Origin of the sequence: Donghicola mangrovi, assembly GCF_013377535.1 — a bacterium.
In the GTDB taxonomy this organism is placed as follows: Bacteria; Pseudomonadota; Alphaproteobacteria; order Rhodobacterales; family Rhodobacteraceae; genus Donghicola; species Donghicola mangrovi.
On sequence record NZ_JABCJE010000004.1, the window covers coordinates 111,085 to 122,286 of the forward strand.

General features: G+C 60.5%; 10 protein-coding genes and 1 tRNA gene. 7 read left to right on the forward strand and 4 right to left on the reverse strand.

The window, feature by feature from the left end; translation table 11 throughout:
• The first annotated feature begins 10 nt into the window (after positions 1-10).
• Positions 11-868, forward strand: a complete 858-nt coding sequence (locus tag HJ536_RS11090; RefSeq protein WP_177157742.1) for a universal stress protein — start codon at positions 11-13, stop codon at positions 866-868.
• 81 nt (positions 869-949) lie between these two features.
• On the opposite strand, the gene efp is transcribed toward HJ536_RS11090, so the two are convergent.
• A complete protein-coding gene (efp, locus tag HJ536_RS11095; protein ID WP_176853843.1) occupies positions 950-1,513 on the reverse strand; it encodes an elongation factor P in 564 nt (187 codons plus the stop codon).
• 213 nt (positions 1,514-1,726) lie between these two features.
• On the opposite strand from efp, the gene HJ536_RS11100 reads away from it, so the two are divergent.
• A complete protein-coding gene (locus HJ536_RS11100; protein ID WP_176853844.1) occupies positions 1,727-2,050 on the forward strand; it encodes a DUF6280 family protein in 324 nt (107 codons plus the stop codon).
• A gap of 135 nt (positions 2,051-2,185) precedes the next feature.
• Here the strand turns inward: HJ536_RS11100 and HJ536_RS11105 are convergent, their stop codons facing one another.
• The 3 genes from HJ536_RS11105 to HJ536_RS11115 form a co-directional block, all read right to left on the reverse strand.
• Positions 2,186-2,917 (reverse strand): hypothetical protein, encoded by a 732-nt coding sequence (locus HJ536_RS11105; RefSeq protein WP_177157743.1) that lies wholly within the window; start codon positions 2,915-2,917, stop codon positions 2,186-2,188.
• A 73-nt stretch (positions 2,918-2,990) separates the two neighbouring features.
• Positions 2,991-4,427 carry a TolC family outer membrane protein gene (locus HJ536_RS11110; protein WP_177157744.1) on the reverse strand — a complete coding sequence of 479 codons (1,437 nt, stop codon included), beginning with the start codon at positions 4,425-4,427 and terminating at the stop codon, positions 2,991-2,993.
• Between the two features lie 66 nt (positions 4,428-4,493).
• On the reverse strand, positions 4,494-5,144 hold the full coding sequence (locus HJ536_RS11115) for a protein-L-isoaspartate O-methyltransferase family protein (protein ID WP_177157745.1): 651 nt from the start codon (positions 5,142-5,144) through the stop codon (positions 4,494-4,496).
• Between the two features lie 142 nt (positions 5,145-5,286).
• Between HJ536_RS11115 and HJ536_RS11120 the strand changes: the two genes are divergently transcribed.
• The 5 genes from HJ536_RS11120 to HJ536_RS11140 all read left to right on the forward strand — a co-directional run bounded on the left by HJ536_RS11120 (position 5,287) and on the right by HJ536_RS11140 (position 11,058).
• Positions 5,287-5,360: transfer RNA gene (locus HJ536_RS11120), tRNA-Cys, on the forward strand.
• 875 nt (positions 5,361-6,235) lie between these two features.
• Entirely contained in the window at positions 6,236-7,825 is a 1,590-nt protein-coding gene (locus HJ536_RS11125) for an OpgD/OpgG family glucan biosynthesis protein (protein ID WP_176853848.1), read from the forward strand.
• Positions 7,822-8,001 carry a hypothetical protein gene (locus HJ536_RS11130; RefSeq protein WP_176853849.1) on the forward strand — a complete coding sequence of 60 codons (180 nt, stop codon included), beginning with the start codon at positions 7,822-7,824 and terminating at the stop codon, positions 7,999-8,001. Before HJ536_RS11125 ends, HJ536_RS11130 begins: the two co-directional genes overlap by 4 nt.
• Positions 8,002-8,021: 20 nt before the next feature.
• On the forward strand, positions 8,022-9,809 hold the full coding sequence (gene mdoH, locus HJ536_RS11135; protein ID WP_177157746.1) for a glucans biosynthesis glucosyltransferase MdoH: 1,788 nt from the start codon (positions 8,022-8,024) through the stop codon (positions 9,807-9,809).
• Complete coding sequence (locus HJ536_RS11140; RefSeq protein ID WP_177157747.1) at positions 9,796-11,058, forward strand: OpgC family protein; 1,263 nt, start codon at positions 9,796-9,798, stop codon at positions 11,056-11,058. The genes mdoH and HJ536_RS11140 overlap by 14 nt, the downstream gene beginning before the upstream one ends.
• Positions 11,059-11,202: the final 144 nt, after the last annotated feature.

Genomic DNA, 11,202 nt, shown 5'->3' on the forward strand with positions numbered 1-11,202 from the left:
AGCGACCCAGATGACCAATCCCAACATCCTCGCCCTGATTGACGGCTCTGCCTATTCCGAGAGCCTGTGCCACTATACCGGCTGGATCGCTGCCCGAACCGGCGCCACCGTCGAGCTGACTCACGTTCTGGGTCGACGCGAGGGCGGTGCCTCGCAGGATCTGTCTGGCTCGATCCGCCTCGGGGCCCGCACCGCCCTGCTAGAGGAACTGGCTGCTCTGGACGCGCAGCGCAACAAGCTGGCGCAGGCCACCGGCCGCGCCATCCTCGAGGACGGCAAAGCAATTGTGGAACAGCACGGAGACATCGCTGTCACCACCCGCCTGCGCAACGGCGACCTGATGGACACCGTGACCGAGCGCGAAGGGCTGGCCTCCATGCTGGCCATAGGCAAGCGTGGAGAGGCCGCAGACTTTGCCAAGCTGCATCTAGGGTCCAACCTCGAACGGATCGTCAGAGCCACCTCACAGCCCGTCTTCGTGGCCAACCGCGCCTATAAAGAGCCGCAGAAGGTCCTGATCGCCTATGACGGCGGCGCGTCCTCGATGAAGGCGGTAGATCTGGTGGCGCGCAATCCCCTGTTCGCAGGTCTGGACTGCACCATCGTGACCGTTGGCCATCAGACCGACGAGTTGGCCGAGGACCTGAACCGCGCCGCCATGACCCTGCAATCGGGTGGCCATCAGGCCGAGACCCACATCATCCAAGGCAGCCCCGATCAGGTGCTTGGCGATCTGACCGACCGCGCGGGCTATGACCTGCTGGTCATGGGTGCCTACGGGCATTCGCGCATCCGCAGCCTGATCATCGGCTCGACCACGACCGAGATGATCCGCAGCTGCAAGGTTCCGGTCGTTCTGGTAAAGTGACCACTAAAACAAAAACGACCCGCCCCAATGTGGCGGGTCGTTATGCAAGCGATGCATGTAGCGGCCCCGAGGGGCCGTTTTTTATGCGCGTTCGACGTATTCGAAGGTCTCGGTGTTGACGATGATCTCTTCTTCGTTGCCGACGAAGGGGGGCACCATCACCTTGACGCCGCAATCCAGGATCGCGGGCTTGAAGCTGTTCGCAGCGGTCTGACCTTTGACGACCGGCTCGGTCTCGACGATCTTGCACTGCACCTTCTGGGGCAGGGTCGCGTTCAGCGCTTCGGAGTCGTGGAATTCCACAACGATGGTCATGCCGTCCTGCAGGAAGGGGCGACGCTCGCCCAACAGGTCAGCGGGCAGTTCGATCTGGTCGTAGGTTTCCGCATCCATGAACACCAGCATGCCGTCGGTTTCATAGAGGAACTGCTGGTCCTTCTGCTCCAGACGGACGCGCTCGACTTTGTCGGCGCTGCGGAAGCGTTCGTTCAGCTTGGAGCCGTTGCGCAGGTTCTTCATCTCGACCTGAGCGAACGCGCCACCTTTGCCGGGCTTCACGTGATCGACTTTGACGGCGCTCCAGAGGCCACCATTGTGTTCCAGCACGTAGCCGGGACGGATTTCGTTGCCGTTGATCTTGGGCATAAGACACCTTGCACAGCGGTTGATATTAAGTTTCCGCCCCCTATATCTGGGGCTCAGGACCAAAGCAAGCGTGGTAACGGCGCTAAAGCGAATGTCAGAGCCATGCAGAAATTGCATAGCAGCCATTCAGAAACAGGTTGCCAGAATCGACATATTTACGTCATAAAGCGCGCCACGCCCCAAGACGCAAGATCGAAACAACAAGGACGAATCATGAAAGATTTCGTTGACGGCACGGCCTACAGTAATGAACAGGGCAACCGTGCACGCAAACTTTTTGCCGCGGTTGTGTTGGCGGCTCTGGATGATGCCATCGCCGATGACAAAAAATACGGCAATGGACCCGAGCAAATCGCACGTTGGGCACGTTCGCGTGATGGGCGCGAAGTGTTGACCTGCGCGGGCATCGACCCGAGCGAACGTGTGGTTTCGGGCCTGATGGACTTCGTAGCCAAAGGTGTTCGTACCTCTGTCGCCCTGTCGCGCGAGGAAAGCGAACGTCGCAACGCAGCTATGCTGGATCTGGACGCCGCCTAAGCGGCACCGGAAAACCAAATTTCAAAAAAGGGTGCGCACCGGGCGCGCCCTTTTTTGATGCCCGCGCGGCCCCTCACCGCAAGGCACAAAAAAAGAGCGCCTAGGCGCTCTTTTTTATTCCGGTGGATCAGGTGGTTATTCCAGATCCTGTATCGCCAGAGCGCGGTTGATTTCGCGCCGGATCAGCTTGCGAACGTTGCGGGTGATCCGCTCTCCTAGCTCGCCTTGAAGCTCCTCTCGGACGATCTGAGCGACCATCGCACGCAGAACCTCTTGGTCGAACATGGGGACCTCGTCGTCACTGTCCGATGCGTCATCCTCGTCAAAGGCGTCGTCATCGAGGGGGCCCTCGCCTGCTGCCTTGCCGGACAGCTGGTCGCTGGGATGGGTTTCGGCCCAAGGCAGCGGCGATGCGATGCCACCGAATACGTCACCCTCTTCGGGCTCGTACTCGGCCTTGGCGCGGTCGAACGCGGCGCTCAGCTCGGAAATCTTCTGGTCGATCGGCAGGTTGTCCGCAGGGCGGCGCAGGGGCGCCACCTCGACCTCTTCGACCTCGGCGAATTCGATCTCTTCGGGCTCGGCCGTGAAATCGAGATCGGTGATCTCGGTCTCGGGATCAACTTCTACGAAAGGCGCTTCGTCCACTTCGGGCGCGGCCTCGACGGTAGTGATGACCACCTCTTCGGGTTCGGCGACCTGAACGGGGGGCTCTGCGATCCGCAAAGCGGGGGTCAGCACCAGCCTGTCGGCGGCGCCATGAGGCTTCACCTTCTCCAGCACGACATCGTGCGCCTCCTCGGAAACGAGTCGGCGAATGGAGGTGAGGACATCCTCGATATCTACATTGGTGTTTGGCTCTGACATTCCACCCTCACGAGACAATGCGCTAAGGGTAACGGTTGGCAAGCGATCTCACAACCGCTTGCCAACGCGTATTTTATTTTTTGCCGATCGAGCGCAGCACTTCGTCCAGCTTCTCGCCGCGGGTGTTGATCACGGCAGGCGCATTTTTGACAGTGTTATAATAGGCTTCGGGGTCGTAGGTCGGCACGTTGAGCTTCAGATACTCGGTGTTCAGCAGACCCATCGCCGACAGAAGCGCATAAGCGGCAATGTATTCATTGGCCGCCGCAGTGATGCTCGATGCGCGGGCATCCAGCAGGTCCTGCTCTGCGTCCAGCACGTCCAGCGTGGTGCGGGCCCCCAAAGATGCCTCTTCGCTGACGCCGCGATAGGCCACGGTGTTCGCACGGATCGATTCTTCGGCAGCGCCCCGCGCCGCACGGGCTTGGGTCAGAGCCGAGTACGCAACGCGCACCGCTTCTTCGATCGACTGCTTAGTGGTGTGCAGCGAAGCGCGCGACGCATCACGCGACGCCATCGCCTGACGCACGCCAGAGCTGATCGCGCCACCGTAGTAAATCGGGCCACTTACCTTCACGCCGACACTCGCGTCGTTGAGGTAGTTGTTCTCCGAGACGGTGGTGTCTTCTTGCAGGTAACGGGTGGTGCCAACCGACGCGCTGAGCGACACTTCGGGCTTGCGAGCGGCTTGGGCGATGGCCACGTTCAGCTCTGCCTGAGCAACAGCGTGCTGCGCGGCAATCAGGCTGGGGTGGCTGCGCATTGCGATCCGCAGGGCCTCTTCGACCGAGTTCACCGCAACGGGGAAGGATTTGGGCTGCGAAACGCTGCCGGCAGCCTCACCGATATCGGTGATGTAGGCGGCGCGCGCATCGGCCAGATCGCCCTGTGCGGCAACCAGATCGCTGTTCGAGGTCGCCAGGGCGGCTTCGGACAGAGCAACGTCGGTACGGGTGATTTCACCCACATCGAAACGCTCGCGCGAGGCGCGCAGCTGCTCGTCCAGAACGTTCACGTTGTTTTTCTGCAGGCTGACGATCTGGCTGGTGGCCAGAACGGTCATGTAGGTCGATACCGCGTTTAGCAGAACGGTCTGTTCGGCGGCGCGCAGGGTCTGGCGGGTGGCCAGAACTGCCTCTTTGGCGACGTCGATGCCCATGCGCGATGCGCCACCATCGTACAGCAGCAGGCTGGCCGACAGGGTCAGGTTCGCGGTGGTGGTCTCGTTCAGCGCGTCATAGCGGGCCGAAAGCGGGCCAAGGCTTTGGTATTCGCGGTTCGCGGTGACCGAGGCCGAATATGCCAGAATAGGGCGGAGACCCGCTACTGCTTGTGCCACGTCCTCGTCTGCGGCACGCAGCAAGGCACGGTTCTGTTCCAGTAGGCCACTGTTCTTGTAGGCCTTGACCAGAGCATCCCCCAGTGTGTCGGCGTTGGCAGGAACCGCAGCCGCAACAGCAAGAGCGAGTGCGGCGACACCGCTCTTCAGGTACTTTTTAAAATCCGCCATATTCAAACTCCTTCGCCCCGAAAGCATGGGGGCTTTTCTTAAAAACAACACCCATGCCCATTGCGATCAGAGCGCAAAGCTTGGCTGTTTTGCAAATCCTTTGAGCACCGGAGCACCCGCGTTAAAGGAATAACGCCAATTGATCAGGCCATCCAGCTTGTAACCGACCTTAACAGTGCCCAAGGCACCGCTTTGGAAAATCACACCGATTCGACCACCCTCTTTCAACTGGGCTTCGATGGCTGCGGGCAGCTCTTCGACGCCGCCTTCGACGATGATGACATCATAGGGGCCGTGCTTCGCGGCGCCTTCAGCCAGCTCGCCTTCGATGACAGCGACGTTGTCGACGCCGTTCTGCGACAGGGTGGCTTCGGCTTCTTTGGCGAATTCGGAGGTTTCGACGGCGATCACCGCTTCAGCCAGATGGGCAACGACAGCGGCCGAGTAACCATAGGCACAGCCCAGATCCAGAACCATCTCGTCGGGCTGGATATCCAGGGCATCAAGCAGCTTGCCGGTGGTGCGCGCCTCGAGGATCACGCGGCCGCCTGCCAGTTCGATGTTCTCACCCATATAAGCGGCTTCAATCAGCGCTTCGGGAACATAGACTTCGCGGGGTACGGCCAGCATCGCCTCGATCACGTTAAACTTGGTCACGTCCGAGGGGCGGACCTGCGTATCCACCATCATTGTGCGGCGCTTGGCGAAATCAGTCATGGGACTAAACTCTTTCGTTCAGTGAGGTCTTTGGCGTCATGCCACATTAGCACAGGCACGGCAACGGTTGTATCGACGTTTCCTTCAACATGAGGGCTTGCGCCTCTCGGACGGATGGTCTAATCAGCCCGAACCACACGGCGGCGAGTTGGCGGAGTGGTGACGCAGCGGATTGCAAATCCGTGTACAGGAGTTCGATTCTCCTACTCGCCTCCACCTAAATTCCCTCTCAAATATGTAGCCAGAGCATCCGTTTAGGGCCGCTGAACATGCTGTTTGCCTGCGCCGCGAGCAAAGCGTGTTTCAAAGGACATATCTGCCCTCAAATATGTGTGAAAAATGGGCGCCGGACGGACACACAGCCTTCGTCGCGCTTTACTAAATGACACTTTGATGACACGAGAGCGCTGCTTGTCGGCCCCTTCCCCCGACGGCACCGGAACAACCCATAGTATCGTTACAAGATGACCGCGCTTTGCACTTCCTCTCGCACTGACATTACGTTGGCCGCGCGCTTTTCCGTCGCGGGAAACTGTCGTCCTTTGATCAACGATATCACCTGCCTGACGTCGCGGGATTTTCCCGCTGAACTTGCATCGCAGGTGCAGCATAAATCTGCCTCGAAATTCAGCGAATCTCCCCGTCAGGAGCACACCGCAAATATCGATCTTCGCAATACGAGTCGGTACATTTTGCGAGAAAACGCTGCTTTTCATGACCTTTGGGGTGCGCACAAAAAGTTGACCTAGTGCAATAGTGCGACACAGCCGCTCATCTGCAGTGCAGCATGAGCAACAGTTCGCGCAGCATCATAGGTAACCAGACCTTAAAAAACGCCCCCTCGAAACGCCCCCCGACCTGCCGACAACTGCCTAGACCCCAACAAACAATGGGAAAATAGAAACAGTCAGGTTCAAAGGGCACTTAAGAAACCCCAACACCCCGCCAACCGCCACCACTTTGAGCATATCCCGCCATGAGCAAAATTCTGCTATGCAGCGACAACTTTTGGACTTGCGCCATCGCTGCCGTGATTAAAATAAGTGGACTGGTACCAACCCGTTTTTTTGCTGGAGTCGCTATTGTTTAAGATGCAGCAGCCTACTGCCCAACACCCCGAATACCCCGCATTCGGCCGCCGTTCGTTTCTGGCCGGCCTCGCATGCACCGCTGCTGCAACTGCACTGATTCCCGCAACCTTCGCGAAAGCTCAGGAGGCGCTGGGTCAGCCTTTCACGTTCGACATGCTGTCGGATCGCATGAAGGCCGCCGCTGCCGCGCCCCTGCCCGAGCCGGAAACAATCGACGGTTTCCTGGCCGGCCTGAACTATGACGCCTACCAGCGCATCCGCTTCTTGCCCGAGCGCGCCCGTTGGCAGGACGAAGGCCAGCATTTCCGCCTGCATGCGTTCCATCTGGGCTGGCTGTTCAAGCAGCCCGTACACATCAACGAAGTGGTGAACGGCGAAGCGCGCCCGATGGCGTTCTCGACCAAGGATTTCTACTACCCCGAGAACTCTGGCGTCCCCGCAGATGCCGAGATGCCCGGTGTGGCTGGCTTCCGCGTGCACGCGCCGATGAACCGCGCCGACATCTTTGACGAGTTGATCGTGTTCCTTGGCGCCAGCTACTTCCGCGCCTTGGGCAAGGGCAACGTCTATGGCCTCAGCGCCCGCGGTCTGGCGGTGAACACCGGCCTGTCGGGCTCCGAAGAGTTCCCCCGCTTCTCGGAATTCTGGCTGGAGCGTCCCGCGCCCTTCTCGGACACCGTGACCATCTATGCCGCGCTGACCTCTGACTCGGTGACCGGTGCCTACCGCTTTGTGGTGAACCCCGGCGACAACACCGTGGTCGATGTGACCGCACGCCTGTTCATGCGCAACGACGTCGAGCAGCTGGGTATCGCGCCCCTGACCTCGATGTTCCTGTTCGCGGGCAACGACAAAGGCAACTTTGACGACTTCCGCGCCGCCGTCCATGACAGCGAGGCGCTGGTTCTGAACACCCGCGCAGGCGAGACTTTCTATCGCCCGCTGAAAAACCCGACCCGTCTGGCGTCCTCGTACCTTGGGGCCGAGAACCCCCAGTCCTTCGGTCTGGTCCAGCGCAGCCGCGGTTTCGACAACTACCTCGACGCGCAGGCGCATTACGAAAAGCGCCCCTCGCTGATGATCGAGCCCGTGGGCGACTGGGGCAAAGGCTCTGTCCGTCTGGTCGAGATCCCCTCGGACATGGAGACCAACGACAACATCGTGGCCTTCTGGATCCCCGAGGCCGAAGCCAAGGCCGGTCAGGCGATCGAGCTGTCCTACCGCATGTACTGGGGCTACAAGCCCGAGGCTGACGGATCTGAGCACCGCGCCCGCGTCATTCGCACCCGCGTGGGCGAAGGCGGCGTCGCTGGCGTCGAGGAAAAAGCGGACACCCGCAAGTTCGTGGTTGATTTCCAGGGCGGCGCGCTCTCGGAACTTCCGGACGACGCGGACGTTAAAGCAAACGTAACAGTCAACCGAGGCGAAGTCGCCGAGACCGTTCTGAGCAAAATCAGCGGAACGAACATTTGGCGCCTTGTGATCGAAGTCCGCGCGACCTCGGACTCTGTTGTGGAACTAAAAGCATCAATCGAAGGCTACGAGCAGTCTTTGACCGAAACCTGGCTTTATCAGTGGATGAAAGAATGACCACGTTGATCCGTAACAATCCTTCTCACTCGGTGGATATTGTGGACATGGATGTTTTTGCTGCTCCTCCGGTTGCACCTCTGGACATGCCCCAGCAGGTGCTGGAAACCCCGCGCGCCGAAAGGCCGTTCATGACCAATCTGATCCGCCTTCTGGTTCCGCGCCAGTGGGCCTGATCGCATAAATACGACCCAAGATGAGACGCCTGCCTCCGTTAGACAGTCGCACTGTTTTTTATCGTATCGCGACACTGGCGTTTGCGGCTTTTGCCGCCACTACAGCCACAGTTCTGATGGTGGATGCCACAATTCAGGACGGCGTCGATGTCTGGGATGTGCTCAGGGCCTTTTTGATCCTGATCACCACAGCATGGCTGGCCTGGGGCGCTGCGCAAGCGTGCCTCGGGCTGGCAGCCCGCAAACGGCCGGTCCCCTCGCCCGATTTGCAGCTGCCTGCACCCTCGACCGTGGTGCTGGTCCCCATCTGTAACGAAGATCCGGTATCGACCTTTGCCCGCATCGCGGCAATGGACCGTTCGCTGCATGCGGCGAACATGCCTGCCGATATCGCGATCCTGTCCGACACCCGCGATCCCGCCAACGCCGCGATCGAGGAACAGGTCTATTTGCGCCTGATCCGCGAAACGAATGGCCGTGGGCGCATCTTCTATCGTCGCCGCACCGATAACCGTGGTCGCAAGGCCGGCAACATCGAGGATTTCATCCGCAAATCCGGTGGTGCCTACGAGTTGGCCGTCATTCTGGACGCCGACAGCCTGATGGAAGGCGAAACCATCCGCCGCATGGTCGCCCGTATGCAGGCGGACACCGATATCGGTCTGCTGCAAACCCTGCCCAAGATCGTGAACGGCAACTCTTTCTTTGGCCGTGCTATGCAGTTCGCCGCCAGCTTCCACAGCCCGATCTTCAGCCGTGGTCTGGCCCGTATGCAGGGCGCGACCGGCCCGTTCTGGGGTCACAACGCGATCATCCGCGTCAAAGCCTTTGCCGAAAGCTGCTGCCTGCCCGAACTGGCAGGCCCGCCCCCCTTTGGCGGTCACATCCTGAGCCACGACTATGTCGAGGCCGCGCTTCTGGCCCGCAACGGCTGGAAGGTTCTGGTGGATGAGACCATCGAAGGCTCCTATGAAGAAGGCCCCGAGAACATCCTGTCCTATGCCCGCCGCGACCGCCGCTGGTGTCAGGGCAACCTGCAACACAGCCGTCTTCTGCTGGCGCCGGGTCTGGCACCGTGGAGCCGCTTTGTGTTCGTTCAGGGCATCTTTGCCTATATCGTCTCGCTGATCTGGGCCTGTTTTCTGGTGGCCTCGGTGCTGGCGACCATCATGGCGCCCCTGCCCGACTACTTCCCCGAACCTTATCAGCTGTTCCCCGTCTTCCCCGATGACCGGACCAAGGAAATCACGGCCCTCTTTATCGGCATCGTCGGCCTGCTGATCGTTCCCAAGTTCCTGATCCTGTCTGCGGTCGTCCGCTCGGGCAAGATTGCGGGCTTTGGCGGCACCCTGCGCGCGGGCCTGTCGGTTGCGACCGAAATCCTGCTGTCCTCGTTCCTTGCGCCCCTGATGCTGATGTACCAGAGCCGCGCGGTCCTGCAGGTTCTGTCCGGCAAGGATGGCGGCTGGCCCGCCAACCAGCGCGGCGAAGGTAAGCTGACCCTGTGGCAGGGCGTCGGCGCGGGCATGTGGATTACCGGTTCGGGCGCGATTGCCCTGACCACCGTGTACTACGTGGCCCCCGATCTGATCCTGTGGCTAATGCCGGTCTGCGTGCCGATGCTGCTGGCGCCGTTCCTGATCGCGATCACTTCGCGGCCCCTGACCCACTTTCTCTTCGTCACCCCGTCCGAGAGCACCTCTGCCCCCGTGGTGGCCGCCTATCACGATATTCACAACCGCTGGCAGGACGAAGACGCCCATGGCGCCGCCGCTGGCGAAGGAAAAGCCAACCATGCCCCAGCCTGAAGCCAAGCTGGTGCCCTTTCCCAAGGCACCTGCCAGCCAGCCGACTCGTAGCCCCCGTGACCCCCGCTTGGATGTGTTCCGCGGGCTGGCGCTGACGATGATTTTCATCAACCACGTGCCGGGCAACCCCTACGAGAATTACACCAACCGGAATTTCGGGTTCTCCGACGCGGCCGAGGCATTCTTTATGCTGTCGGGCATGGCTGCGGGTCTGGCCTATTCGGGGCGGTTCATGCCTGCGCAGCGCGCGGCCAAGGGCCTGTGGGCCGCGATACAGCCGCTGTGGTCACGCTCGTGGACCCTCTACATGACCCAGATCTTCCTAACCGCTTGGGCTATCGCAATCTTTGCGGGCGGCGCGTTGTGGTTCGGCGTACCGGACATGGTGACCAAGATTAACATGGCCAAGGTGTTCGGCGAGACTGCCGAAACGCTGGTTGGCCTGCCCCTGCTGGGGCACCAGCTTGGCTATGTGAACATCCTGCCCGCCTATTCCGTGCTGCTGCTGACCGCGCCAATTGCAATCATGATTGGCCTGCGCAGCCCTGCGCTGATGATGGGGCTATCGGTGGCACTGTGGTTCTTTACCGGTCTCTACCGCTGGAACCTGCCGAACTTTCCCAATCCCGGCGGCTGGTTCTTTAACCCTTTCGCGTGGCAAATCCTGTTCGTTGCGGGCCTGATGACCGGCCTGTGCAAACGTCAGGGCAAACAGTTCATCCCCTACAAACCCGTCCTCTTCTGGGGATGCACCGCATTTCTGGTGTTCGTGGTCGCGTGGATGAAGATCGCGCCCTTGGGCAGTTTCATGAACTCGCTGATGCTGTCGATGGGCCGCGCCGGTGCGCCCTTCCATCTGGTTGCCCATGACAAGACCTTTGTCACCCTGCCCCGGATGCTGCACATTCTGGCACTGACCTATGTGATGTCCCATGCGGGCGTTGTGGTGCGCCTGTGCAAACAGCGCTGGACCGAGCCCTTTGCTATGATGGGTCGTCAGGGTCTGCTGGTGTTCTCGGCCGGAACGCTGATGTCGTTGACCGCGCAGGTGGCGATGGCTGCCGCCGATCAGCCCGAGTGGATGGGCTGGACACTGCCTCTGGTCGGGATCGGTGCCATGCTCTTCATCGCGTGGACCGCCGAGAATATCTCTCGTCGACCGGCCAAGGCCGATGGCGTCATCGCCGCCGCCCCGACCCCCTCCTATGACGATCTGCGCGCCCTGTCCCAAGGCAGCCCGCGCGCCTGATCCCCTTTGACCCGACCAAAAGGTCGGGTCGCGCCAATCTTACCCCCGAATTACTCAGGCGATTAGCCCATAGGGCACCTCCTTATTTGCGGCCATATCTGGCAGCACTGGACAGAAGGCTTCTTGCCCTAGTCCAGAGGAAGT